We start from the raw sequence: 24,438 nt of genomic DNA, 5'->3' as shown, positions 1-24,438 counted from the left end.
GGTGGAACCGCGTGTACAAAACTCGTCCCTTGCCGGGGGCGGGTTTTATTTTTTTGGCTTTGTTCTTGCGGCCACCCGCGTTGACATCATTTTTAAAGGAGTGGGACATATGGCAGAGATCGTAAAAATCACATTTCCAGATGGCGCTTTAAAGGAATTTCCATTTGGGACAACAACGGAAGAGATTGCCCAATCGATCAGCCCGGGCCTCCGAAAAAAGGCGCTCGCCGGCAAACTGAACGGCAAACTGCTCGATTTGCGCACACCGATTGAAGAAGACGGCGCAATTGAAATCGTCACCCCTGAGCATGAAGATGCGCTTGGCATTCTGCGCCACAGCACGGCACATTTAATGGCACAGGCTGTCCGCCGCCTGTATGGCAATGTCAAGTTTGGCGTCGGCCCTGCAATTGAAAACGGATTTTATTACGATATGGATCTTGACGCGTCGATCACGCCGGAAGACTTGCCGAAAATTGAAAAGGAAATGAAAAAAATTGCTGCGGAAAACCTTGAAATTGTCCGCAAAGTCGTATCCCGTGACGAAGCCAGAAACATATTTGCGAATGATGAATACAAGCTTGAACTGATTGATGCGATTCCGGACGAAACGGTCACGGTTTATGAACAGGGCGAATTTGTTGACCTGTGCCGCGGCGTCCATGTGCCGTCAACCGGAAAAATCAAGGAATTCAAATTATTAAGCATTGCCGGTGCATACTGGCGCGGCGACAGCAACAACAAAATGATGCAGCGCATATACGGGACGGCTTTCTTCAAGAAAGAGGATCTCGAGGCCCATTTGAAATTCCTGGAAGAAGCAAAAGAACGCGACCACAGGAAAATTGGGAAAGAACTCGAACTTTTCACGAACTCGCAAAAAGTCGGACAAGGCCTGCCGCTCTGGCTGCCAAAAGGCGCAACGATCCGCCGCACCATTGAACGGTATATTGTCGACAAGGAAGTCAAACTCGGCTATGACCACGTCTATACGCCGGTGCTTGGCAGCGTGGACCTGTATAAAACGAGCGGCCACTGGGACCATTACCAGGAAGATATGTTCCCGGTCATGAAAATGGACAATGAAGAACTCGTGTTGCGCCCGATGAACTGCCCGCACCATATGATGGTGTATAAAAATACGATCCACAGCTACCGCGAATTGCCGATCCGGATTGCCGAACTCGGGCTCATGCACCGTTATGAAATGTCAGGTGCGCTCTCCGGCCTGCAACGGGTGCGCGGCATGACACTGAATGATGCCCATATTTTCGTGCGTCCGGACCAGATTAAGGAAGAATTCAAGCGCGTAGTCGAACTGATTCTTGAGGTATATAAAGATTTCAACATTACCGACTACTCGTTCCGCCTGTCGTACCGTGACCCGGAAAATACGGACAAGTATTATGATGATGATGAAATGTGGAACAAGGCACAGGCGATGCTGAAAGAAACGATGGATGATTTTGGTTTTGACTATTACGAAGCGGAAGGCGAAGCTGCATTTTACGGCCCGAAGCTTGACGTCCAGGTCCGCACGGCGCTTGGCAAAGACGAAACATTGTCAACCGTGCAGCTTGACTTCCTGCTCCCGGAACGATTTGATCTGACGTATGTCGGGGAAGACGGCAAGCCGCACCGCCCGGTTGTCATCCACCGCGGCGTTGTTTCGACAATGGAACGGTTTGTCGCTTATTTGATCGAGGAATACAAAGGGGCGTTCCCGACATGGCTGGCACCGGTCCAGGTACAAGTGATTCCGGTATCGCCGGATGCCCATTATGACTATGCGCGGAAAGTCCAAGAAACGCTTAAGTCTGAAGGAGTCCGCGTTGAACTGGACGACCGCGATGAAAAACTGGGTTACCGGATCCGTGAAGCCCAAGTGCAAAAAATCCCGTACGCGCTCGTTGTCGGCGACCAGGAAGCTGCCGACAACACGGTCAATGTCCGCAAGTACGGCGAGAAACAAACGGAAACGGTGCCGGTCGACACCTTCCTCAGCAAGATAAAAGAAGAAATAAAACGGTAAAACAGACAAGAAATCACGCACCCTAAAGGACCACAAAAAGGTTTGCAGGGTGCTTTTTATTATATAATAGAGGAAAAAATGGGTTGGCACAGGGGAAGGGGACGGAGCCCAATGCACTTATTTCGGAATCGTCATTTTAATGCGTTGTTTTTTGGCAGGCTGTTCACCAATATTGGGGATAGTGTTTATTATATTGCCATGATGTGGATGGTTTTAAAATTAGGGGGGAACTCGACGGTCTATACCGGATTTGCCGGATTCTTATTTTCGCTGACAGAGGTGCTGAGCTTATTTTACGGCCCGGTTCTTGACAAAATAAATGCAAAAAAATTGCTGGTTACAGCAAGCGTTTTACAAGCCGGCTTACTGCTTTTTCTTGTTGTTTTAAGCAAGTATGGAATCATGAATGTCTGGCTGCTGTTGCTTTCCATCCCGGTTCTTTCGTTTTTATCGGAACTGACTTACCCGTTAGAGAGCGTATTATTGCCGAAAGCCGTGGAAAAGAAAGATCTCGTCAAGGCCAATTCACTCATGTCCATTGCATATAAGGGTTCGGATTTTTTCTTTAATGGGATTGCCGGGTTTATCCTTGCCGCTTTCTCGATGTCGATGGTGCTCGGTATGAATTCGCTTCTTTTTATACTCTCATCCATTCTGTTTTTGTTTTTAAAAGTACAGGTAAAAAGAAGCAAGCAAACCGGGAGCGTACGGGAAGAATGGCAGGCGTACAAACGGGATTTTAAAGAAGGAATATCGTTTGTCAAACAGCCTTTCATCTTGCAATTATTAATCCCCTTGCTGTTTTTAAACTTTTTTTTCGCAATTGTAATGGTCGTATTGCCTTCTTTCGCCAATACTACGGGCGAAGGCGCTTCATCCTACGGCATCATGACAGCGGCTTTGGGCTTAGGGGCTTTGGCAGGAGCAGCAGGTGCGGATAAAATCAGCCGGATATTTCCATTTGGCAAAATATTGGCTGCAGGCTTTTTGCTCTCCGGGTTGTCCTGGCTTTTTATGATTTTATTGAGCAATGTTTCGATATGGTATGTTTATACGCTTATGTTTATTTCCGAGTTATCTATTGGCGCCATCAATGTTTTGTTTTCTGCCATATTTCAGCAATTGCCTGATGAACAAATGTTAGGGCGGGTCAATACCATCAATGTGAGTTTGCTATCGCTTGCGATGCCGGCAGGATCATTGATCGGCGGCGTGATGGCCAAGATCACTTCTGTCCAGCTTACCATGAGCTTTTTTGGAATAGGGCTGTTTGTCTTGGCACTGTTTTATATGTTAAGCAAAAGAATGAGAGAATTGCCAAAGGTGATGGAGATTGACCATACGTATGTGAAATTAAGTAGATAAAAAAGGAGATAAATGGAACGCACGGCTATTATCGGAAAATTGGATTGAAACCGGTGGCATGGTTAGGAGGGGAAAATGAAAAATTGATTTACATTTGATCCGATTTCCGTTCATTTTATATAAAATGTCGCTCTCTTGCCTACCGAAAAAAGCATGTAAATAGATGCTCAGGCTTGATGTAAAAACTTTATTTTTAGAAGCTTTTGTTTCAACAAAGACAAGCATTTTCATTAAGCACTTCAGAGAGGAGACCAAAAAAACACTTGTGATTCCTCTGCCGGTTTGATAAAATAACGCATGTTGAGCCAAAAAAGTTAAACAGATTTTTCGGGATTCTTGCAAATTGACATGGATACGGTAAAGTGATACAATAATGGAGTGGAATTGAATATAAGTTTGTGAAAAGAAGGAGCAGCCCGCTTCTCACCTGTTGACGCAATTGTGCAGTTGCCAGGTATCTATTGATGATTGTGACTATAAGCGCGGGTGTGTTCCCTGCGCTTTTTTTCGTGTACAGTACGTTCAGGGCTTTTTCGCAAGCGATATATTCACACGTTTGTTTGAAATTATCTTGGAGGTGGCTCATTATTAGCAAAGACATGATGGTGAACGAAGGCATTCGTGCCCGCGAAGTCCGTTTAATCGGCCAAAACGGTGAACAGATGGGGGTTAAATCCCGGAACGAAGCATTGGAGATTGCGGCACGTGCCAACCTTGACCTTGTACTTGTTGCGCCAAACGCAAAACCGCCTGTTGCCCGCATCATGGATTACGGAAAATACCGTTTCGAGATGCAGAAAAAAGACAGGGAAGCACGAAAAAAACAAAAAATCATTAACGTAAAAGAGGTTCGTTTGAGCCCGACCATCGAAGAACATGACTTTAATACAAAACTCCGCAATGCCATTAAGTTTTTGGAAAAAGGCGATAAGGTAAAAGCCTCGATCCGCTTTAAAGGCCGCGCCATTACCCATAAAGAAATCGGGCAGCGTGTCCTCGACCGGTTTGCAGAAGCATGTGCCGAAGTCGCCACGGTCGAATCCAAACCGAAAATGGACGGACGGAGCATGTTCTTAGTGCTCACACCAAAAACAGAGAAGAAGTAACGCCAACTTAAGGAGGACTAATCATGCCAAAAATGAAAACTCACCGCGGCTCTGCCAAGCGTTTTAAGAAAACCGGCTCCGGCAGCCTGAAACGTTCCCACGCTTACAGAAGCCATTTGTTCGCAAATAAAGTGACAAAACAAAAACGCCAGCTGCGTAAATCAACGCTTGTATCCGCAAGCGACATGAAACGCATCCGCCAAATGCTCGACAATCTGTAAGAAAACAAAGCTTTCAATTAGGAGGAAAAGATTATGCCACGTGTAAAAGGCGGTACAGTTACCCGCAGACGACGCAAAAAAGTTCTGAAATTAGCCAAAGGTTATTATGGTTCAAAACATACATTATTTAAAGTTGCCAATCAGCAAGTAATGAAATCCTACATGTATGCGTATCGCGACCGTCGCCAGAAAAAACGCGATTTCCGCAAACTGTGGATTACCCGTATTAACGCTGCGGCAAGAATCAACGGCCTTTCCTACAGCCGTTTGATGCACGGTTTGAAACAGGCCGGCATTGAAGTGAACCGCAAAATGCTTGCCGACCTCGCTGTGAACGATGCACAAGCATTTGCCGAACTGGCAAACAAAGCAAAAGCAGCATTATAATCAAAAAACAGAGCTTCCTACATGCCGGGGGCTCTGTTTTTTTAACGGCTTTCCGAAAGAAGTCTCCCATCCTCAAGGAATGTGAAGGTGCGAATCGCACCAATGAGTAGGTGGAAGATGAATTTCGGTTGGCTTTAGCCAAAGTTATTTTTCCAATCCTTTTCTCAACAATTCTAAGATTGCGGCTGTTCTAGTTGGAATCCCATTTTCTTTTTGATATTGCTTCAATTTTTCTAATATCGTCTTAGGCATACGAATTTCTACACGTTCTTTCTCTTCTCTCATGATTATCACCTCATATTGATTGTACGGATTTTTTACGATATAATCAATATATACGAAATTTTTCCGCACAAAGTGAGGTGAATGGATATGGCCAAGCAAAACAAAGCTTTCAAGTTTCGTTTGTTACCAAACAAAGAACAATCCGCATTATTAGCTAAGACATTTGGTTGTGTTCGCTTTGTCTACAATAAGATGTTAGCTGAACGCAAAGAAACGTATGAAAAGTTCAAGGATGATAAAGAATTGCTTAAAAAGCAAAAGTTTCCGACTCCTGCAAAATATAAAAGTGAATTTCCATTCCTAAAAGAAGTGGATTCTTTAGCTTTGGCAAATGCACAAATGAACTTACAGACTGCTTATAAGAATTTCTTTGAAGGAAATGCGGATTTTCCAAAGTTCAAAAATCGTAAAGCAAAACAATCCTATACAACTAATATGGTCAACGGAAATATTAAGCTAGAAAATGGTCATATCAAACTGCCAAAAATCAAAAAGCCAATAAAAATGAAACAGCATAGAGAGATACCTGCTGATTATAAAATCAAATCTTGCACTATTTCTAAAACAAAGACAGGCAAATACTACATTTCAATTTTGACAGAATATGAGAAAGATATTCGTCCAGTTAAAATACAGAAAGTTGTTGGTTTGGATTTTGCTATGGATGGTCTATATGTCGAGAGTGAACAGGGTAAGAAAGCCAATTACCCACGTTACTATCGGCAAGCCTTAGATAAATTAGCAAAAGCACAACGAATTCTTTCTCGAAGAAAGAAAGGTTCTGCACGTTGGAACAAGCAACGACTAGTAGTGGCTAAGTTACATGAGAAAGTGGCGAACCAACGCATGAATTTTCTTCATCATAAGTCAAAAGAATTAGCTTCTAACTTTGATGCTGTCGTGATTGAGGACTTGAACATGAAAGGGATGTCTCAAGCCCTTCACTTTGGGAAAAGCGTTCATGATAACGGCTGGGGGATGTTTACTACTTTCTTAGCGTATAAGCTAAAAGAACAGGGGAAACAACTTGTGAAAATTGATAAGTGGTTTCCCTCCACTAAGAAGTGTTCTTGTTGTGGTGCAGCAAAACCTGTGAAACTATCTGAACGCACCTACCGTTGTTCGTGCGGTTATGTGGCAGATCGCGACTATAATTCAGCAATCAATATCAAAAATGAAGGTATACGCTTATTAGCGTTATCATAAGTAACAAAACTCTTGGAACAAGAGGGTTAGCTCGGTCAGTTTTCGTTGGCTAGTAAAAGCAACGATAAGTCGAGAAGCCCCCACTTCAATCAAACCGTAAGGTTGATAAGTGGAGGGTAGTTCACCCAAGCATAGTCCCCCTTCTGGTAAAAAATTTCCGGATTCCCCGGAAAAAAGTAAAAACCTGTTTTAGTTTGATATAATCATGAAAGAACTATACGAGGAGCGATTTCAATGGATGATGTCTTAAAAGTAAAATTATTGCATCCTGATGCACAACTGCCGCAAAGGGCCAATCCCGGAGATGCAGGGCTAGATTTATTTTCCATCGAAGAAAAAACCATTGCGCCGGGGGAAGCGGAACTGATCCGTACCGGCATTGCCATCGAGCTGCCGCGCAGAACAGAAGCGCAGGTCAGGCCGAGAAGCGGGCTCGCTTTAAAACACAGGGTCACCGTTTTAAACAGCCCGGGTACGATTGATGAGGGGTACAGAGGAGAAATTAAAGTCATTTTAATCAACTTTGGAAAGACGCCATTCAAAGTTGAAAAAGGGATGCGAATCGCCCAAATGATTATCGCACCCGTCATGTCTGTCACCGTAAGTGTTACGGAACAGTTAGCAGAATCCGAAAGAGGGGAAGGCGGATTTGGGTCCACAGGATTGGCCGCGTTAGAGGGGATGGACCACAGCAATTTCTAAACGGCACGGCAGCTAAAATCCGGAAATGGCGGGGCTTGTGAAACAGGCGGATCCATATATACTTCTGAAAATTTCCGTTATAATAAATCGCATGAATGTGATGCTGGAGGGGAAAACGATGGCAAAATTAGACCAAACACACCTGCGCGGTGCGAAAACAGCAGCCCATAAAGTAAACCCTGACATCGCATTTGCCTTAGATGTCGGCATTGCAGGCGATACGCCGGGAATGACCGAAAAAGAATCACTCAGCAAAATGGGCGCAGGGCCGCAAATCATGTTTGAGTTCAAAAACATTGAAACACCTGACAATCATTTTGAGTACTGGAAAACGGGCATTTTCCATTATGCCGTCCAGGACCCAGATGTAGAAGGGCTCGTGGAAAAAATAAAGGCGCACGGGGGCAAACAACGGATGCCGGTCCGCGAATATTACCCGGGGAAAAAGCCTTACCGGATGGTCTACTGTGAAGATCCGTTCGGAAACTTAGTGGAAATTTACAGCCACAGTTATGAATTGACATATAACCCGATGGTCAATCAAGTGCTCCCGCGTGAGGAACTGCCGGCCGGTTTGAAAACCTTAAAAGGCCGCCACGTACGCGGGAAAATCATTGTCAGAATGCATGAAGCATGATTCTAAAAGCGCCGCTTCCGGACTTGCATACGTTAAGGTCCTGAGTTTGGCCGGATTTGGTTTATTCCCACTCATCAAAACAGGCAGTGTGGCCACTTGCATGTGATCATACTGTCTGTTTATCATTAGCTGACTTTAAATTGATTCAATTCGGTATCCAGCTTGCCGGCCAGCTCCTGCGTTGTGAACTAATCTCTGTGAAGGCCCGCTGTTCCTGGCCGGAAAAGATATTTCTCCGGATTTTCAGCTGCTTTTAAACGATCAAGGAATGGCACAGGGGCGAAAAACAGCGGGAACCCTTTGGCGAAAGGGCATCCCGCTGTTTTTCAGCTTCCGATATGGAACATCAGCCTTTGTACTTTTTAATCAAATCAACAAATGCATCTGTAAAAGATTGCAGGAACTGGACTGTGCCTTCATTTACAATCTTGCCGCTTTCATCAAACAGTGCAGCCACATTGCTGATATAAGCTTCAGGCTGCTGGAGGATCGGCATGTTCAAACAAACAAGCGACTGGCGCAGATGATGATTGGCGCCAAACCCGCTCAAGTTTCCAGGGGATTGGCTGATGATTGCCGCCGGTTTTCCATTCCATACACTTTGGCCGTACGGGCGGGAACCAACATCGAGGGCATTTTTTAAGACAGCCGGGACGGAACGGTTATATTCCGGTGTGACAAACAGCACCGCATCGAGCCATTTTACTGTATTCCGGAATGCCGTATACTCGGCCGGAACCTGGTTATGGTCATCAAAATCCTGATTGTATAAAGGGAGATTTCCAATCTCGATAAATTCTGTTTCATATCCTTCAGGAAAAAGGTTAGCTACATTTTCCGCAAGTTTTCTTGAAAAAGATGCTTTCCGCAAAGAACCAAGCAAAATTCCAACTTTTGTCATTTTATCGACCTGCTTCCATTTATATTTTATGTTAGATAATGATAAGTAAACCGCACCAGAAAGTCAAAATTTCCGCTTGCTATGTTGCTGTGCCCTAAGCCGGCTGGTGGTTTCCTGATTTCTGGTGACAGCAAAAGCAATCGAAGGCCAATCTGACATTTCCCGATTACAGTATTGACCATTCTTCTTCATGATAATCAAAACGAAAATCTTTCTTTATACAGCGCGTATCTGCATAAAAGATTACCTATTGGCTTTGCTGGATTGGAATACATGAGAACAACAAGCATTAACGAAGAAAAAGGTGGATTCTGGACTGGAGAGGGAAACATCAATCGAAGATATTTACGTTTTGTTCTGCCATCAGACCGTCTTCCTGGCCTTCACTGCAAACAACAGGAAGCGTATCCCATACCAAAAAGGGAGCTTTCCGGAAAGCTCCCTTTTTTGGTATTCTGCTTCAATGCACTGGGGCGTAAGTGCTTTCGATTTCCCGGATGCGCCGGTTCAGTTCTTCGTTGACCGGGACCGGAACGCCGTATTTTTTGCCGAGTTTGATGACGGTTCCGGAAAACAGGCCGACTTCGCTGTACCGTTTTGCCTCCACATCCTGCGCCATTGACGGCTTGCCGGCAGGGCTCAGGTTTCCGACCACTTTCAGCCAGTAACGGAGATCTTCTTCCGTAAGCGGAAACCCTTCTTTTTCGGACAATGCCATTACTTCCCGCATGGCGGCAATCATCATCTCGCGCGCAGGGCCGTCTTTTTGGATTTCGCCGTAATTGCTTTTGTAAACGGCGACGGTCTGGTTGACGCCGACATTGAGCATGAACTTGCCCCAAAGCCTTTTCATCATTTGGGTATCGGCTTTGTATGGCAAATCCGTTTGCTCAAAGAAACGGGCCACTTTTTTCATTTTGTCCGAAAATATGCCCGGCTCTTTTTCCCCGAAGCAAAGCATGCCCATATGCGCATATGTCAGCCGGTTTCCGGTTTTGACGGCATCCATCCCCTGGGCGACACAGTATAACATTTTGTCCATTCCATATGTACGGCCAATGATTTCTTCGCTTGAGATCCCATTTAAGGCAGACAAAATCACCGTATCCGGCCCGACATGTTGTTTGACTGCTTCAACTGCCTCGTCCAGTCCGTTGAATTTGACCGTAAATAGCACCAAATCTGCCGGCTCCACTGTTTCTTCCGGTGTGACATAATGAAAGTGGCATTTTTCGCCGTTACAATAAACGCCTTCCCGCTCATATCGTTCAATGCGCTGTTGGTCAGCGATGATCCGCAAGTTTTTCGCCGGCATTTTTTTCGATAAATGATGCCCGAATAAAATACCGAGCGCGCCTAACCCAATGATCGATACTGTTTTGATTTCAGCCATTCCCCCGCCTCCTTTTTTCATTATTTTACCACAATTCCAACGAAATCGTCATTCAGACTGCCCGTTCCGGATGGCCAGGTATTGCTCCAGCCCTCTTTTGCGCAATTTGCACGCCGGGCATTCCCCGCAGCCGTCAGCGATGATGCCATTATAGCAGGTCAGCGTCTTTTCACGGACAAAATCAAATGCCCCGAGTTCATCCGCGAGCGCCCATGTTTCTGCTTTGTTACGCCACATGAGCGGGGTATGAATGACAAACTGCTGGTCCATTGAAAGGTTCAAAGTGACGTTTAAAGATTTGACGAAGATATCGCGGCAGTCCGGGTAACCGCTGAAGTCCGTTTCGCACACACCGGTTACGATATGCCTTGCGCCGATCTGGCTGGCAAGCACCCCGGCAAAAGAGAGAAACAGCAAATTCCGCCCGGGCACAAACGTATTCGGAAGCTCCCCGTCAGCCCCTGCTTTCACGGTCATGTCTTCCCTCGTCAGCGCGTTCGGGGCGAGCTGGTTCAACAGTTGCATATCAAGAATATGCTGTTTTACCCCGAGCTCTTCCGCTATATTTTTTGCACATGCTATTTCAAGACGATGGCGCTGCCCGTAATCGAACGTAACGGCTTCCACTTCCTGAAACTTTTGCTTTGCCCAGAAAAGGCAGGTGGTGCTGTCCTGGCCGCCGCTGAAAACAACGACTGCTTTTTCTTTTTTCATTGATAATCGTCCTTTCACGCAAAACAGCACCGAAAAAGGATGCTGTTTTCTTAGTTTTTTAGAGAGGGTTTCCTAAAAACCTCTGCCCTAAATGAGGGGTTCTTCCCAATTGATTATACCATGGAACAGGCGCCATCTTTTAAAACATCCGTGCTAATCCCAAAACACGTCTTTTCACATAAATGCCATAAACAGCCGGCTTTGCTATGATCCAGATCACAGTTTTCGCCCGGACCATTTTTTAAGATCATCATAGTGATTATCTTTATTTGGGAGGGACGGCTATGAAACGATATGTGCAATTATTTTTCATGTTTGCGGTGACGGTGCTCATTGTAATGGGCATCCAGAAAGGGCTGAGCACACTGAATGTGTTAAACCTTGAAAACTTTTGGGCAAATTATGTGGTATTTTTAATTTTGGCTTATATGATTCTGTCCTTTTTCCTTCATTATTTTTCCAAGCGAAAAAAGCAATCATAACATTTCTCCAGCGGTTTGCCTGCCGCTGGATTTTTTTATTGTTTTTTGCTATTTTGCATTGCAAAGTAGTTCGTTTTTTGATAAACTAACTTGCATAACAAAGTAGTTGAAATGGGGGTGGAGGGATGTCCATTCGAAGCCAGTTACTGAAAGGCATTTTAGACGGCTGTGTGCTGGCTGTGATTGAAAAAGAACCGGTTTATGGCTACATTCTTTCAAAAAAACTTCAGCAAATAGGCCTCCAGGAAATTAGCGAGGGGACGCTTTACCCGGTTCTGTTGCGCCTGCAAAAGAACGGCTGGATCCATGGAGAGATGCGACCATCCGATTCCGGGCCAAGCCGCAAGTATTATGAATTAACGGAGAAAGGAAAATCCGCGTTAGATGAGATTACAACAGAGTGGCAGCAAATCGCAGCCCCTGTTCAACTTTTATTGAAAGGAAGAAGTGAGGATGCTTAGTGTAAAACAGTTGATTGAGGAAAACAACCGTAAACGGCAGAAACTGGCACCTGAGAACAAAAAATTTTACAACGATCTGCTTGTCTACCTTCGCCTGCAAACCGTTTTGTCCGAGCAGCAAACAGAAGAAGTGCTGATGGAACTGCTTGACCATCTGCTCGAAGGCCAAAAAGAAAACAAGACAGCTGCGCAAATGTTCGGCGGTGACCCGAAAGCATTTGCCGACGAAATCATCAGGCAGCTGCCGAAAGAAAACAAACGCAATATGGTTTCTTTTACAATCAGGATAATGATCTTGCTTTTGGGGATTGATTTGGTCATTAATGGCATTACTGCTTTTGTTGTTGAACGGTTCTTTTCCAGACCTTTGCCGCCGTTTTATCCTGTACCCGCGGCCCTGAACTTTTTCATTGCCGGGCTATACGTGATCTTTGCCATTTGGTATATCTTTCGTATCTTGAAAAAGAGTTTGTTTAAGGAAAAGACAAAAAAGGTGCAAATCCTAACTTTTTTGAAAATAGATGCCGTAATCTTTGTTTTTCTGGGCGTCGTTATTTTGCTGGATAAATTCATGCCGAAAATCGGCCCGTCCTTTTCTTATCCGTGGTGGTTGCCGCTCGTTTTAGGTGTGGTGAGTTTAGGGGTTTACTATAGCTGGGAGAAAGCAGCAAAGTCCCGGGGGATATAGTTCTAGCGTGCAATAAATCTGTTGTTCAAAAGCCCGTGTGCGGTTTCGCCACGGGTTTTGCATGCGCCAGCTATGCTGCACGCAATTGCAAAAAAACAGCGGGGATCGTGAAAGGTTCTTCATCAGATTGATGAAAGACAAAACGGGCGGCCAGTATTCTCGAACTGTCCCTCATTGAATTGATGAAGGACAAAAAAACAAGGTTGCAACAGTGAACTGTCCTTCATTGGGTTGATGAAGGACAAAAAGGGCCTTCAAATTTCCCTCCGGGGTCAATTGATGATCTCATACACGTGCTCCTTTCTGTATACAATTGTATACGAATCGTCTAGAAAAAATTGATAACAAACAGAAATGATAGATAGTAGGAAAAGCAATCTTTGTGATATACTATTTGAAAAAGGAAGTCCTACGGTGTGATGTCAAGGGTTAAAAACAAGTGAATTGGAAATTTTGTTGGCTCTATGTCATAAAAATGGCAATACTGAACTAAGCCTCCAGATAATTGGAATAATCTGGAAGTTTTCAAGTTCAGGCTATCGATGATGGTTACCTGGTTACCTCATCGCGTCACCTTCTTTTTCGGCGCATAAATTTGATCGTTGCGGAGCAGCGCATCGATCAGGCGCACCAGTTTTCTTGCCGTTAAGACGAGGGCGCGTTTGTGTGAGTGCTTATGCACCTCACGATATTTCTTTTGGTAAAAGGCGCGGTACTCAGGTTCGTGTCGCCGGACCAGATTGGCAGCCTCAACCAGGTAATACCGGAGATAACGATTGCCTGTACGCGCAAGCATTTTGTCATCAGCCTCAAAATCACCCGATTGGTGGCGGGGCCAGAACAATCCGGCAAATTTTGCGATCGCGGCTTGGTCGTCAAAGCGCTCAATGTCGCCGATTTCAGCGAGAATCCCAGCACAGCTCACCGGGCCTATTCCCGGAATGGTCTGGAGGGTATTCGGGATTCCATCAAGAACGCGGGCAATCGCCTTATCCAAATCCTTGATTTGGCGTTTAAGATGCCGGATGATCTCAATAGAACTGCCCAGGACCAAGTCAATCGAATCCTCCACACATTTAGAAAGCCGGTAAGAGGACCGGGCAGCTTTTTGGATGGATGCGGCCAAATCCTCGGGATCGCTAAAGCGGCCATGGCCTTTGGTCTGGAGATACATCGCTAAGTCCTCCAGAGGCATTTGGGCAATTTCATCGAGGCTATAGGCCTCAAGCAAAAATTCCGTTATGGCATGGCCGAAGACCGATGTATCCACTTCAAGGTTAAAGGCACTGAATTTGAAAAACAGATGATTCAAAAATACCTGTTGTTCCCGGGTTAAACTTTGAATCAGGTGATAGCGCATCCGTGTTAACCGTTGAAGGGCAAGGTATTGTTCTGACTGAATCACGGATTTCGGCAATCTCCCGAAACGCAAGCGGTCCGCAATTACCCAGGCATCTTTGGGATCGGTCTTGTCCATCTCGGCATAAGCCTTTTTGAAATTTCTCACCAGCTTCGGATTCAGGGTAAACACCTTTGTACGACGCTGTTTCAGCTCGGGATCTTCATGGAAAAACATTGCCGGGTGCCAACTATACACAGATGTGGCCTCCATGGCGATCTGGATGGTGTCATCCGCCTCCGCATGTTGGAGGATGGTGTCTCTTAACTCAGAGGCACCGGGAAGATTGTTTGTCACCGTTTGGGTGGCCAACGTTTCCCCCATTCCATCCATCAGGCAGGCATCGAGGTTTTTGGAGCTCACGTCAATACCGACAAATAAGGGCATATGATTTCCTCCTCTCTGTATTGGGATCGATGGAATCGGACGCTTCGGGATATCCCCAGATGGCTTGCCGATCTGTCAGCCTCGCGTATGAGAACTCATCCGGGCCGTGGGCTGCCTGGAACTGCTCATTTCCAGCACGGAGATCCGGAGGAACGGCCTACGGGTTAGACGTTCAAGCAAGAACCTGGGGATGCAGACTTTTCGAGTAGTCAGGCTACAAGGAGGGGAAGCATTGACCCAAACGATCCTAAGACCATTATCCGGGAACATCGCGAAGCGTCCAAGTCCGAACTTGTATTCCGGGCTCGCCCGGAATACAAAATCTTATATTCACTTGTCAATGAGCAGCAGAATGAACTGGAAATTGACATCCACTTTGGATTTAAACTTATTATACGAGGAGGTAAAATGATGGATGAGATTTTGCAGCAAATTCTTCATGAATTGAGAGATTTGAAAAGTGATGTGTCCGGTTTAAAGAGCGATGTTTCCAGTTTGAAGAGTGATGTGTCCGGCTTAAAGAGCGATGTTTCCAGTTTGAAGAGTGATGTTTCCAGCTTAAAAGCAGGGCAGGAACGCATTGAAACGAAAGTAGACAACCTTGCTTTGGAACTGCGAAGCAATTTTAAATTCACAAACGATAAACTGGAAGAACATAAAAGCATTTTTACAGTTGTTTCAAATGAAATCAAAGGCATTAAGGGCGATATTGAGTTTCTTAGCGGGAAATCCGGCAAGCATGACACAGAAATTAACCATATTATGAATATGTTAAGAGGTTAATGTACATGCACCCAACCCGGGGGCTTTTTGTTTCTACAAGTAGGGCTTGCTGAACGAATCAAATTTGGCTTGTATCTGACCAAATTTGATTCGTTCAGCCAGCCCATAAATAGAGCACGGGGGGATGTAGTGAAAAAATTAACCGAAGAAAAATTTTTGCTCATTTTAAATGCTGATGCGAGAAGCCGGTTGCTGACATTTTCCGATCTGCGGAAATTTTTATGCGCATTGTTTGTTTATTCTTTGGTGATGATCGGAGTCGCATACAAAGTTGTAAATGGCGGAAATATCGGATGGGAAAACTTGTCTCCTTTTTGGCAACGGGTATTTCGCCTTGAAATCCTGTTGTTTATCGTGCATGTACTTTCAATCCTTTTATCTATTCCGAGCCGTCCTTTCAGCTGGAGGTTCTCAAGTATTGCCGCCGTTATTTTTATGTACAAGGCTGCGTTTGACGCATTTGTTGCATTTATGATGTTAGCAAAAGACACGCATATTGATGATGTTTACGTCTGGACGGCGCTGTACAGTATAGCGGCTTGTGTGCTTTTTCATCTTTTCTTTCTTTATTTTTGGATCAGAAAAAGGATCCATCTGCAGGAGATCGGCAATCTAGAGGTAAAAACGTACAACAAGGAAATAAGCGCTTCTATTATCGGATTTTTTGTCGTTTTGTCTTCCATTCAGTTAAACAAAGTGCCGATCGGTTACGGCCGGCATAAAAGGAATCTAGCATCCTTCATTGCAACTGTAAACGGGTTGGAAAAGCCGGTGCACATATAAAAGGAGCGGCTCTTTCCGCTCCCTTGTTACACCTGGCCCAGCCCCTGCTTGAGCGTTTCCAGCATCATTTTTTGTTCCTGTGTATCCGCATGGTTCCAAATGACTTCAAAGAGGACGCCGAGCCCCGGGAGCATTTTTTCTTCGCCCCTTTGAATGGCATCGACAATCGTATCTTTTAACTGATCCTGCGTGTCATCTTTTACATTGTGAATGACTGCTTTCCGCAAGTCCAAATCCATTTCGGTTCAGCTCCTTTGATCGTTTCACTGCTAGCATTTCACATGGCCGCTATTTTTATGTATACTATTCCAAGGAAAACTTAACGAAAAGGGAGCAAACACGTTGAAATACATACAATCCTTGCAAAATCCGCAAGTAAAGCATTGGAAAAAACTCGCCGCGAAAAAAGAACGCGAAAAAACATTTACTTATTTGCTGGAAGGGTTCCATCTTGTCGAAGAAGCGCTGAAAGAGGAAGTGGTGGCAGAAATCATCGTTGAAGAAGGCGTAGACCTGCCAAACCGCTGGAATACGGAAGGGGTGCCGGTGATAACTGTCACGCATGAAATCAGCAAAACACTTGCCGATACAGAAACGACGCAAGGCATTTTTGCCGTGTGCCGGATGAAAAAACAGCCGTCCAAAATCATCGGCAGGCGTTATCTTTTAATTGATGCCGTGCAGGATCCTGGCAATACCGGCACGATGATCCGGACGGCGGACGCAGCCGGGTTTGATGCCGTTATTTTCGGCAAGGGCACGGCGGATCCGTACAGCCCGAAAGTGTTGCGTGCGGCACAAGGAAGCCATCTCCACGTCGGGCTTTTAAAAGGCGATTTAAACATGTGGATTGAAAAACTGAACGAAGCGGCAGTGCCGGTTTACGGAACAGCGCTTGAAAACGGCGTAACTTTTCGCGATGTAAATCCGGGCGATGCCTTTGCGATCCTTGTCGGCAATGAAGGAAGCGGCGTACACCCCGGCTTGCTTGCGCAAACGGAACAAAACCTGTCCATCCCGATTTTCGGCAAAAGTGAGTCGCTGAATGTTGCGGTGGCAGCCGGCATTTTAATGTATGACTTTGCAATGCGGGCGTAACCTTTGGCGGAAATAATGGATGCCACCTTTGCTGCCCCGTGTTTGAGGCAGAAAAGCAGGCCTTATCCATGCGGTGAACGCGGCACCAGAAGAAGATGAAAAACAGCCGGCACCATTTTTCAGGATAGGCGCCAAAAGGCAATCGAGGCAGACGATTTTTCATGAGGGCGGCTGCGTTGTTTGGCCAGGATAAACAGGGACAACCGCGTGGTCAAAGCGTCCATTTATTGCGGAAAACGGGAAATATTCCGTGCCAAAACGGCCGGGCCCATGCCTATTTTCACTTTCCGTTTGAAATTGCGGGCATTTCCCGCTATAATAAAAAATAACTGAAAAATGATAAAAACCATGACAGGGAAAAGTAGCTTGATCTTCGCCATGCAGGGAGAAAATGCCGCAGACTGGAAGCATTTTTATGGGGAAATGAAGCGAAGTTCACCCCTCGAGTTGCCGCTTGGACCATTGCTTGCAATGTAAAGGCGGGACGGTTAAAAGCCGTTATTGAAATGAAGCGAACATAATTTAGTTATGTTAACTAGGGTGGTACCGCGAACCATTAGCCTCGTCCCTTTTCCAGGGCGGGGCTTTTTTAACGCCCAAAACCTAAAGGAGGTACAAAAAATGGAAGAAACGTTGAAAGCACTGCAAACCGAAGCGCTTGCCAAAATTGAAGCGGCTGCTGATTTAAAAACGCTGAACGGGATCCGTGTCGCCTATCTCGGCAAAAAAGGCCCGATTACGGAAGTTTTGCGCGGCATGGGGAAGCTGCCAGCGGAAGAACGACCGAAAATGGGCGCGCTCGCCAATGAAGTGCGTGCCGCCATTCAAGCAGGTATTGAAAAGAAACAGGCGGCATTGGAAGCAGAAGCCGTCGAGAGGCAACTGGCATCCGAAAAAATTGATGTCACGCTGCCGGGCCGCCCGGTAAAAGCAGGCAGCCACCATCCGCTTACAAAAGTCATTGAGGAAATCGAAGACTTGTTTATCGGGATGGGCTATACCATTGCCGAGGGGCCGGAAGTGGAAACCGATTACTACAATTTTGAAGCGCTGAACCTGCCGAAAGGGCACCCGGCACGCGATATGCAGGATACCTTTTACATAACCGATGAAATGCTGCTTAGGACCCATACTTCACCGAACCAGGCGCGGACAATGGAAAAGCATCACGGCAAAGGGCCGGTCAAAATCATCTGCCCGGGGAAAGTGTACCGCCGCGACAATGATGATGCGACACATTCCCACCAGTTTATGCAAATTGAAGGGCTGGTTGTTGACGAAAACATCACGATGGCCGATTTAAAAGGGACGTTGGAAGTATTTGCGAAAAAATTATTCGGCGAAGATCGCGAAATCCGGCTGCGCCCGAGCTTTTTCCCGTTCACCGAACCGAGTGTTGAAATGGATATTTCATGCAAAATGTGCGGCGGGCACGGTTGCCATGTATGCAAAGGCACCGGCTGGATTGAAATTTTGGGCGCCGGCATGGTCCACCCGCGCGTATTACGGATGTCCGGCTTTGATCCGGAAAAATATACCGGTTTTGCATTCGGCATGGGGCCGGAGCGGATTGCGATGCTGAAATACGGCGTTGATGACATCCGCCACTTTTATACAAATGACATTCGTTTTTTACGGCAGTTTTCCGTACAAGAATAAGGAGGGTCAAACATGTTTGTTTCATATAAATGGCTGCAGGAATATGTGGATTTGGACGGCATTTCGCCGGAAGAATTGGCTGAAAAAATTACGCGGACCGGCATTGAAGTCGAAAGCGTGGCATTTAAGGGGGAAGGCATTAAAAATGTCGTTGTCGGGCATGTATTGGAAAAAGAAAAGCATCCGAACGCCGATAAATTAAACAAATGCCTGGTCGATATCGGGGAAGGCGAGCCTGTCCAGATTATTTGCGGCGCGCCAAACGTCGATAAAGGGCAGAAAGTTGCTGTTGCCAAACCGGGCGCCTGGCTGCCGGGGCATGTGAAAATCAAACGTTCGAAACTGCGCGGCGAGGAGTCGAACGGGATGATCTGCTCGCTGCAGGAACTCGGTGTTGAAAGCAAGCTCGTCCCAAAAGAGTACGCAAACGGCATTTATGTGTTCCCGGATGATGTGGAAGCGGGGCAGGATGTGCTGCCGCTTTTAGGATTGGATGACACCATTATCGAACTGGGCCTCACCCCGAACCGGGCGGACTGCATGAGCATGCTCGGCGTTGCCTACGAAGTGGCGGCGATACTCGGGAAAGATGTGAAATTGCCGGAAACAAAAGTGCAGGAAGCAGCCGATAAAGCTGCTGATGCCATTTCGGTCCGTGTCGATGCAAAAGAAGCGGCGCCGCTTTACACATTAAAAGTCATCCGCAATGTGAAAATCGGCCCGTCCCCGCTCTGGATGCAGGCACGGCTCATGGCAGAAGGAATCCGCCCGCACAACAATGTGGTCGACATTACGAACTATATTTTGCTCGAATACGGCCAGCCGCTGCATGCGTTTGACTATGACAAGCTCGGTTCCAAAGAAATTGTCGTCCGCATGGCGCATGAAGGGGAAAAGATGGTGACGCTCGATGGCCAGGAGCGCACGTTAAAAGACGTCCATCTTGTCATTACGAGCGGCACTGAACCTGTCGCAATGGCCGGTGTCATGGGCGGCGCCAATTCAGAAGTAACCGAAACGACGGCAAACGTGCTTTTGGAATCCGCCTATTTTGATGCCGGAACGATCCGCGCGGCTTCAAAAGACCACAGCCTGCGCAGCGAGGCAAGCAGCCGCTATGAAAAAGGGGTTGATCCGAACCGCGTCCTGCCTGCATCAGAGCGGGCCGCCATGCTGATCAGCAAATATGCGGGCGGGGAAGTGCTCGCCGGGACGGTTGCCGAAAACCATTTGCATATTGAGCCGGCTGTTGTCACCATTACGCTAGAAAAAATCAACCGTGTGCTTGGAACGCAAATTTCAGCGGAAGAAGTGCTCCGTATTTTCAAACGCCTCCGGTTTGAAGCATCATGGGAAGACGGCCGTTTTACCGTTATTGTGCCGACCCGCCGCGGCGATATTACGATTGAGGAAGATCTGATTGAAGAAGTGGCGCGCCTGTACGGCTATGACCTGCTGCCAAAGACATTGCCGGCGGGCAGGGGAACGCGGGGCGGCTTGAACGCCATCCAGCAAAAACGCCGCGCCATGAAACGTTTCCTTGAAGGAGCGGGGCTGTACCAGGCAACCACGTATTCTTTAACAAGCGAAGAAAAAGCACACCAGTATGCACTTGAAAAACGCGAACCGGTCCGCGTCGCCATGCCGATGAGCGAAGAACGCAGTGTGCTGCGCTTAAGCCTTTTGCCGCATCTTTTGGAATCTGTCGCGTATAATGTCGCGCGTAAAAACGAGTCGGTTGCATTGTATGAAGTCGGCAATGTCTTTTTAAAAAAGGCGGACGGGGCACAGCCGGAAGAGCAGGAACACCTCGCCGGCGCCATCACCGGGCTTTGGGTTGCCAACTTGTGGCAAGGAGAAAAGAAAGCAGTTGATTTCTTTGTGGCAAAAGGGATTTTGGAAGGCCTGTTTGAAAAATTCGGGGTCTCAGGCGCTGTTTCCTACCGCGCGGCCGCATTTAACGGGCTGCATCCGGGAAGGACAGCCGAAATTTTGCTGGACGGGGAAGCAATTGGTTTTGTCGGCCAGGTGCATCCGAACGTGCAAAAAGAACTCGATATCAAAGAAACATACGTGTTCGAACTGAAACTGGAGCCGGTGTACGATTACCCGGCCGAACCGGTCCAATACCGGCCGATCCCGCGCTTCCCGGCCATCACCCGCGATATTGCGCTTGTTGTCGACCGCGATGTGGAAGCAGCCCGGCTGCAGGCAATCATCCGGGAGGCCGGCGGAACCCTTTTGAAATCCGTTTCGATTTTTGATTTATATGAAGGCGGGCATATGGAACCCGGCAAAAAATCAATTGCCTTCTCGCTTACTTACTTCGATCCGGAACGTACATTAACGGATGAAGAAGTCGTCGCCCGGCATGAAAAAGTGCTGGATGCGGTAAAAGAAAAAGCAGGCGCAGTACTACGGGGCTAATCCCAAGAAAAAAGAAGAGGCTTAAAGGCCTCTTCTTTTTTAGTGCAAAAATCAAAGCGCTGTCTATGTGAAGGAAGCGCGGAAAATTGAGGGTCTTTCTTCACATAGTAGAGCCCGTCTATGTTAAGAAAGCGCGCAAAAATGAAGATCTTTCTTAACATAGAGGGCGTCTACGTTAAGGAAGTACGGAAAAACGAAGGCCTTTCTTAACATAGAGCCCGTCTAAGTTGAGGAAGCGTGGAAAAATGAAGGCCTTTCTTAACATAGAGCCCGTCTACGTTAAGGAAACACGGAAAAACGAAGGTCTTTCTTAACATAGAGCGCGTCTAAGTTAAGGAAGCGTAGAAAAATGAAGGCCTTTCTTAACATAGAGCCCGTCTAAGTTGAGGAAGCTTGGAAAAACGAAGGTCTTTCTTAACATAGAGCCCGTCTAAGTTAAGAAAGCACGGAAAAACAAAGCGCTTCCTTAACATAGAGCGTTTCTACGTTAAGGAAGCAAGCCAAAACGAAGGTCTTTCTTAATATAGGCCATGTCTATTACATTAAGATCCACCATAAACCAACGGGCTCTTTTTTTAACCATTGTTCTTTAAAATTATGCATGCATCCCTATTCCTGTAATCAAAGGTGTCAACAATAATAAGCCCAACGTCCTTTTCCCACGGTTTTAAAATGATCTTCCAGCACCTTTCGAATGCTGCTGTTAGACTCGATAATTTTACACCATTCTTTCATCATGGCTGTCGTCATCTTTTGTTCCGGAAACAAAAGCCGAAACTCTTGGATGGTTCGAAATATAGCGGAATAAATGTCTTCCTCTTGGCCGCAATTCCTGCATACAATATGCCTTCCCTCAGCGTTACATGCAAATGCCCCGCATGCCGTGCATATGATACCTTTTCGCAACTGTTCAAATTTATATGTCGGTAGTTTTGTATAGGGCGTTTTTTCCATATGCAACGACAGCAATTTATCCGCAAGTTTTTTGTGTTTGCCACTCAACTTTGACGGGAGTGTATTTAATTCTTTAAAGAACCGGTTGAGTTGGGTTGGAAACAGAATGGGTAAATTTAAAGGGGCTTGATACAATGTGAATTCTGGATGAATAAATACAACGAAGGCCGTAACGGAAAGGCTTAATCCGAGTGAATGAATTAGTTGACGGAAAAGGGATTCACACCGTTGCAATTGAATAAGGGGATTGCTGACTTCGGATTTGTTTTTTCGATAATAAATTCTATCTCTATCTAAATAAAAATCTCCTTCATGATTTTTCACTTCAAATAAGAAGGCCGTTTCGTCGGTGATAACCAATGCATCAATTTGAAATGTTGTATTGGTTACCGAGAGACGTAAATCATTTAACACGAGGCAATCACATTTCAGCTTTTCCGTATACTTGTCAAATTGGCGTTCCCCTTCAAAGCCTTTCTCAAGGTTCAGATAGTATTGCCTGTCTTTTTCTTCAAGTTCTATCCGTCTGTTTAAGAATCTTAAAGTAAGCAACTCTGTTGATTCTTTGCGGGCTTTATAAAGCATAGTTCACATCCTTTCTAAAAATTCAAACTACAACTCTATTATAATTCATTTTTTACAAGTTTCAAGGGTTTTTCTAACAACTTGAGCAAATGATCAGGTGTATTTTAATTTTACAGTTTTCTGAATTTCGATTCCTCTCTCTACTAAAAAATTCCCGTAAATAGTCCCGATAACTTGAGGAGCACCTATCCTGAAAATATGCGCTTGCTCATTTTTATTCTTCCACTAGTGCCAGTTAGAAGCGGGCACGGGCAAATATTAAGAAAAAATCAGCGTGCCTTCCCATAGAGCGTGTCTACGTTAAGGAAGCGCGGACCCTCCTTCACATAGAGGTCGTCTACGTTAAGGAAGTAAGCAAAAACGAGGGTCTTTCTTCACGTAGAGCCCGTCTATGTGAAGGAAGCACGGAAAAACGAAGGCCTTTCTTAACATAGAGCCCATCTAAGTTAAGGAAGCTTGGAAAAACGAAGGTCTTTCTTAACATAGAGGGCGTCTACGTTAAGGAAGCGCGGAAAAACGAAGGTCTTTCTTCACGTAGAGGTCGTCTACGTGAAGGAAGCAAGCAAAAACGAGGGTCTTTCTTCACATAGAACGCGTCTATGTGAAGAAAGCACGGAAAATTGAGGGTCTTCCTTCCCATAGCCCCCGCCTACGCTAAGTTACGCAGAAAAATGCATCCGTTTTCTTCGCTTAACGTCCCTCCTCGTTCGCCTTTCCTTCAAAATTTATCGCCTATCGTCACCCCATGGCTTTTCCCACCATCCTTTATTTCACGCCCGCAATCCTTTTCGCTTTTTCCGTATTGGCGAAATGCAGTTTGACAAAATGCGGCAGCGCGGCCATGCCTTTTTCCTTGATGAGCCGCGCGGCAGCCTGGTCCACCTGTGCGCCGGCGCCCTTTGGCAAAACAAAGCCGGCTTTTTTGCTTAATTTTTCTAACTCCCGGACAAAAGCATAGCGTGCGAGAATGGAAGCGGCTGCAACCGCAAGATGGACGCCTTCCCCTTTTGTGCTGAAATAGACGCCGTCGCGCATGACGATTTTTTCGTTTTGCAAATACCGGTAATACGTGGATGCTTCCGCGAACTGATCAATTAAAATTGCATCCGGTTTTGCCGGCGCAATTTTTTGGGCGGTATTGTACAAAGCCCGGTTATGGAGCAATGCTTTCATTTTTCCTTGCGACATGCCCGATTGTTGGAGCCGGTTGTATTTTTCGTTCGGCAAAATAAGCAGGCTGTACGGAATAAAGGTGAGAAGCTCTTTCGCTATTCCGGCAATCTGACTGTCTGTTAATCCTTTTGAATCTTTTACGCCCAGTTCTTTTAAAAGCGGGAGCTGCCCCTTTTCGACGTAACAGCTGACAACCGTAATCGGCCCGAAAAAGTCGCCTGTCCCGACTTCATCTGACCCAATGACGGAAAGCTGCCCGATATTAGGAGGCAGCGGGTTGCCGGAAGATTTTGCGCGCCGGGCGGCATCCGGCTTCTTTTCCGGCGGCTGTCCCCATTTTGACGCTTCCGTTTCTGCGGTCGGCCCTTGAAATAAAACTTTTCCGGACTTATAGCCGGTAATGGAGCAACCCGGTATTTTTGCGGCAAAAACGGCGCCGGGCGGAACTTTCCCCGTCAGGCTGTTCTGGTAAGATTGTTTCATTTTTTGCATGGTTGAAGCAGAAACGACAATGACAGTGTTTTGCATTTTGATTCCTCCGGCAGTTTCAGGATCTCCGTGAATTTGTTCGACATTGTTAGACAAAGGCTTTTCCGCCATGCTATGATAG

General features: G+C 46.1%; 24 protein-coding genes and 3 other annotated features (1 of these 27 running past the window's edge). Of the genes, 16 read left to right on the top strand and 8 right to left on the bottom strand.

Annotated features, from left to right (window positions below):
- Positions 1-33 (top strand) — a binding site (T-box leader); it begins 190 nt to the left of the window's first position.
- Positions 34-109: 76 nt separating this feature from the next.
- From thrS to rplT, 5 genes are all read left to right on the top strand, one after another.
- On the top strand, positions 110-2,032 hold the full coding sequence (gene thrS / locus NSQ19_RS09705) for a threonine--tRNA ligase (RefSeq protein WP_061566489.1): 1,923 nt from the start codon (positions 110-112) through the stop codon (positions 2,030-2,032).
- Positions 2,033-2,143: 111 nt separating this feature from the next.
- Complete coding sequence (locus NSQ19_RS09700) at positions 2,144-3,397, top strand: MFS transporter (RefSeq protein ID WP_340702778.1); 1,254 nt, start codon at positions 2,144-2,146, stop codon at positions 3,395-3,397.
- Positions 3,398-3,794: 397 nt separating this feature from the next.
- Positions 3,795-3,910 (top strand) — a sequence feature (ribosomal protein L20 leader region).
- A gap of 71 nt (positions 3,911-3,981) precedes the next feature.
- On the top strand, positions 3,982-4,503 hold the full coding sequence (gene infC / locus NSQ19_RS09695; protein WP_162096694.1) for a translation initiation factor IF-3: 522 nt from the start codon (positions 3,982-3,984) through the stop codon (positions 4,501-4,503).
- A 23-nt stretch (positions 4,504-4,526) separates the two neighbouring features.
- Positions 4,527-4,724, top strand: a complete 198-nt coding sequence (gene rpmI / locus NSQ19_RS09690) for a 50S ribosomal protein L35 (RefSeq protein WP_013859898.1) — start codon at positions 4,527-4,529, stop codon at positions 4,722-4,724.
- Positions 4,725-4,757: 33 nt separating this feature from the next.
- Positions 4,758-5,111 (top strand): 50S ribosomal protein L20, encoded by a 354-nt coding sequence (gene rplT / locus NSQ19_RS09685; protein WP_013859897.1) that lies wholly within the window; start codon positions 4,758-4,760, stop codon positions 5,109-5,111.
- Positions 5,112-5,255: 144 nt separating this feature from the next.
- Here the strand turns inward: rplT and NSQ19_RS09680 are convergent, their stop codons facing one another.
- A complete protein-coding gene (locus NSQ19_RS09680) occupies positions 5,256-5,396 on the bottom strand; it encodes a hypothetical protein (RefSeq protein WP_013858507.1) in 141 nt (46 codons plus the stop codon).
- A gap of 87 nt (positions 5,397-5,483) precedes the next feature.
- On the opposite strand from NSQ19_RS09680, the gene NSQ19_RS09675 reads away from it, so the two are divergent.
- From NSQ19_RS09675 to NSQ19_RS09665, 3 genes are all read left to right on the top strand, one after another.
- On the top strand, positions 5,484-6,602 hold the full coding sequence (locus tag NSQ19_RS09675) for a transposase (protein WP_237348971.1): 1,119 nt from the start codon (positions 5,484-5,486) through the stop codon (positions 6,600-6,602).
- A gap of 234 nt (positions 6,603-6,836) precedes the next feature.
- Positions 6,837-7,304, top strand: a complete 468-nt coding sequence (gene dut / locus NSQ19_RS09670; RefSeq protein WP_340702777.1) for a dUTP diphosphatase — start codon at positions 6,837-6,839, stop codon at positions 7,302-7,304.
- A gap of 118 nt (positions 7,305-7,422) precedes the next feature.
- Positions 7,423-7,941 carry a VOC family protein gene (locus NSQ19_RS09665; RefSeq protein WP_148256254.1) on the top strand — a complete coding sequence of 173 codons (519 nt, stop codon included), beginning with the start codon at positions 7,423-7,425 and terminating at the stop codon, positions 7,939-7,941.
- Between the two features lie 346 nt (positions 7,942-8,287).
- Here NSQ19_RS09665 and NSQ19_RS09660 read toward each other — a convergent pair whose 3' ends face one another.
- The 3 genes from NSQ19_RS09660 to queC all read right to left on the bottom strand — a co-directional run bounded on the left by NSQ19_RS09660 (position 8,288) and on the right by queC (position 10,979).
- Entirely contained in the window at positions 8,288-8,842 is a 555-nt protein-coding gene (locus tag NSQ19_RS09660; protein ID WP_013859893.1) for an NADPH-dependent FMN reductase, read from the bottom strand.
- Positions 8,843-9,302: 460 nt separating this feature from the next.
- Positions 9,303-10,235, bottom strand: a complete 933-nt coding sequence (locus NSQ19_RS09655; RefSeq protein ID WP_207368919.1) for a ketopantoate reductase family protein — start codon at positions 10,233-10,235, stop codon at positions 9,303-9,305.
- Between the two features lie 48 nt (positions 10,236-10,283).
- Complete coding sequence (queC, locus tag NSQ19_RS09650; protein ID WP_445798149.1) at positions 10,284-10,979, bottom strand: 7-cyano-7-deazaguanine synthase QueC; 696 nt, start codon at positions 10,977-10,979, stop codon at positions 10,284-10,286.
- Between the two features lie 254 nt (positions 10,980-11,233).
- On the opposite strand from queC, the gene NSQ19_RS09645 reads away from it, so the two are divergent.
- From NSQ19_RS09645 to NSQ19_RS09635, 3 genes are all read left to right on the top strand, one after another.
- Complete coding sequence (locus NSQ19_RS09645) at positions 11,234-11,431, top strand: hypothetical protein (RefSeq protein WP_013859890.1); 198 nt, start codon at positions 11,234-11,236, stop codon at positions 11,429-11,431.
- Positions 11,432-11,556: 125 nt separating this feature from the next.
- Positions 11,557-11,892, top strand: coding sequence for a PadR family transcriptional regulator (locus NSQ19_RS09640; RefSeq protein WP_003353767.1), 336 nt, complete (start codon positions 11,557-11,559; stop codon positions 11,890-11,892).
- Positions 11,885-12,580: a DUF1129 family protein gene (locus tag NSQ19_RS09635; protein ID WP_340702774.1), complete on the top strand. Its 696-nt coding sequence runs from the start codon at positions 11,885-11,887 to the stop codon at positions 12,578-12,580. Before NSQ19_RS09640 ends, NSQ19_RS09635 begins: the two co-directional genes overlap by 8 nt.
- 562 nt (positions 12,581-13,142) lie before the next feature.
- On the opposite strand, the gene NSQ19_RS09630 is transcribed toward NSQ19_RS09635, so the two are convergent.
- Entirely contained in the window at positions 13,143-14,366 is a 1,224-nt protein-coding gene (locus NSQ19_RS09630; RefSeq protein ID WP_237349286.1) for an IS110 family transposase, read from the bottom strand.
- A gap of 411 nt (positions 14,367-14,777) precedes the next feature.
- Here NSQ19_RS09630 and NSQ19_RS09625 point away from each other — a divergent pair, with 411 nt between their 5' ends.
- On the top strand, positions 14,778-15,149 hold the full coding sequence (locus NSQ19_RS09625) for a hypothetical protein (protein WP_017553840.1): 372 nt from the start codon (positions 14,778-14,780) through the stop codon (positions 15,147-15,149).
- Between the two features lie 129 nt (positions 15,150-15,278).
- A complete protein-coding gene (locus tag NSQ19_RS09620; protein WP_340702773.1) occupies positions 15,279-15,932 on the top strand; it encodes a hypothetical protein in 654 nt (217 codons plus the stop codon).
- 26 nt (positions 15,933-15,958) lie between these two features.
- Here the strand turns inward: NSQ19_RS09620 and sspI are convergent, their stop codons facing one another.
- Positions 15,959-16,171, bottom strand: coding sequence for a small acid-soluble spore protein SspI (gene sspI, locus NSQ19_RS09615; RefSeq protein WP_029142306.1), 213 nt, complete (start codon positions 16,169-16,171; stop codon positions 15,959-15,961).
- A 103-nt stretch (positions 16,172-16,274) separates the two neighbouring features.
- Here sspI and NSQ19_RS09610 point away from each other — a divergent pair, with 103 nt between their 5' ends.
- The 3 genes from NSQ19_RS09610 to pheT all read left to right on the top strand — a co-directional run bounded on the left by NSQ19_RS09610 (position 16,275) and on the right by pheT (position 21,116).
- Positions 16,275-17,030 carry a TrmH family RNA methyltransferase gene (locus NSQ19_RS09610; RefSeq protein WP_029142307.1) on the top strand — a complete coding sequence of 252 codons (756 nt, stop codon included), beginning with the start codon at positions 16,275-16,277 and terminating at the stop codon, positions 17,028-17,030.
- 339 nt (positions 17,031-17,369) lie between these two features.
- Positions 17,370-17,603: a binding site (T-box leader), on the top strand.
- Positions 17,604-17,651: 48 nt separating this feature from the next.
- Positions 17,652-18,689 (top strand): phenylalanine--tRNA ligase subunit alpha, encoded by a 1,038-nt coding sequence (gene pheS / locus NSQ19_RS09605; protein WP_013859882.1) that lies wholly within the window; start codon positions 17,652-17,654, stop codon positions 18,687-18,689.
- Positions 18,690-18,701: 12 nt separating this feature from the next.
- On the top strand, positions 18,702-21,116 hold the full coding sequence (gene pheT, locus NSQ19_RS09600; protein WP_340702772.1) for a phenylalanine--tRNA ligase subunit beta: 2,415 nt from the start codon (positions 18,702-18,704) through the stop codon (positions 21,114-21,116).
- A 630-nt stretch (positions 21,117-21,746) separates the two neighbouring features.
- Here pheT and NSQ19_RS09595 read toward each other — a convergent pair.
- Entirely contained in the window at positions 21,747-22,655 is a 909-nt protein-coding gene (locus NSQ19_RS09595; protein WP_013859880.1) for an NERD domain-containing protein, read from the bottom strand.
- Positions 22,656-23,420: 765 nt separating this feature from the next.
- Positions 23,421-24,356, bottom strand: a complete 936-nt coding sequence (gene rnhC, locus NSQ19_RS09590) for a ribonuclease HIII (RefSeq protein WP_041819237.1) — start codon at positions 24,354-24,356, stop codon at positions 23,421-23,423.
- Positions 24,357-24,438 lie beyond the last annotated feature (82 nt).

Origin of the sequence: Weizmannia sp. FSL W8-1119 (assembly GCF_038008605.1) — a bacterium.
In the GTDB taxonomy this organism is placed as follows: domain Bacteria; phylum Bacillota; class Bacilli; order Bacillales; family Bacillaceae_C; genus Weizmannia; species Weizmannia coagulans.
Note: the sequence above shows the minus strand (reverse complement) of the source record. Positions and strands in the feature narration are given on the sequence as shown.

Excerpts from the sequence above, each read along its gene's own strand:
- NSQ19_RS09660 (WP_013859893.1), bottom strand. The coding sequence starts at position 8,842 with ATGACAAAAGTTGGAATTTTGCTTGGTTCTTTGCGGAAAGCATCTTTT.
- pheT (WP_340702772.1), top strand. The coding sequence starts at position 18,702 with ATGTTTGTTTCATATAAATGGCTGCAGGAATATGTGGATTTGGACGGC.
- rpmI (WP_013859898.1), top strand. The coding sequence starts at position 4,527 with ATGCCAAAAATGAAAACTCACCGCGGCTCTGCCAAGCGTTTTAAGAAA.
- NSQ19_RS09640 (WP_003353767.1), top strand. The coding sequence starts at position 11,557 with ATGTCCATTCGAAGCCAGTTACTGAAAGGCATTTTAGACGGCTGTGTG.
- rplT (WP_013859897.1), top strand. The coding sequence starts at position 4,758 with ATGCCACGTGTAAAAGGCGGTACAGTTACCCGCAGACGACGCAAAAAA.
- NSQ19_RS09680 (WP_013858507.1), bottom strand. The coding sequence starts at position 5,396 with ATGAGAGAAGAGAAAGAACGTGTAGAAATTCGTATGCCTAAGACGATA.
- NSQ19_RS09655 (WP_207368919.1), bottom strand. The coding sequence starts at position 10,235 with ATGGCTGAAATCAAAACAGTATCGATCATTGGGTTAGGCGCGCTCGGT.
- NSQ19_RS09700 (WP_340702778.1), top strand. The coding sequence starts at position 2,144 with ATGCACTTATTTCGGAATCGTCATTTTAATGCGTTGTTTTTTGGCAGG.
- NSQ19_RS09625 (WP_017553840.1), top strand. The coding sequence starts at position 14,778 with ATGGATGAGATTTTGCAGCAAATTCTTCATGAATTGAGAGATTTGAAA.
- sspI (WP_029142306.1), bottom strand. The coding sequence starts at position 16,171 with ATGGATTTGGACTTGCGGAAAGCAGTCATTCACAATGTAAAAGATGAC.
- NSQ19_RS09675 (WP_237348971.1), top strand. The coding sequence starts at position 5,484 with ATGGCCAAGCAAAACAAAGCTTTCAAGTTTCGTTTGTTACCAAACAAA.
- thrS (WP_061566489.1), top strand. The coding sequence starts at position 110 with ATGGCAGAGATCGTAAAAATCACATTTCCAGATGGCGCTTTAAAGGAA.
- NSQ19_RS09635 (WP_340702774.1), top strand. The coding sequence starts at position 11,885 with ATGCTTAGTGTAAAACAGTTGATTGAGGAAAACAACCGTAAACGGCAG.
- NSQ19_RS09630 (WP_237349286.1), bottom strand. The coding sequence starts at position 14,366 with ATGCCCTTATTTGTCGGTATTGACGTGAGCTCCAAAAACCTCGATGCC.
- pheS (WP_013859882.1), top strand. The coding sequence starts at position 17,652 with ATGGAAGAAACGTTGAAAGCACTGCAAACCGAAGCGCTTGCCAAAATT.
- NSQ19_RS09595 (WP_013859880.1), bottom strand. The coding sequence starts at position 22,655 with ATGCTTTATAAAGCCCGCAAAGAATCAACAGAGTTGCTTACTTTAAGA.
- NSQ19_RS09665 (WP_148256254.1), top strand. The coding sequence starts at position 7,423 with ATGGCAAAATTAGACCAAACACACCTGCGCGGTGCGAAAACAGCAGCC.
- rnhC (WP_041819237.1), bottom strand. The coding sequence starts at position 24,356 with ATGCAAAACACTGTCATTGTCGTTTCTGCTTCAACCATGCAAAAAATG.
- NSQ19_RS09645 (WP_013859890.1), top strand. The coding sequence starts at position 11,234 with ATGAAACGATATGTGCAATTATTTTTCATGTTTGCGGTGACGGTGCTC.
- dut (WP_340702777.1), top strand. The coding sequence starts at position 6,837 with ATGGATGATGTCTTAAAAGTAAAATTATTGCATCCTGATGCACAACTG.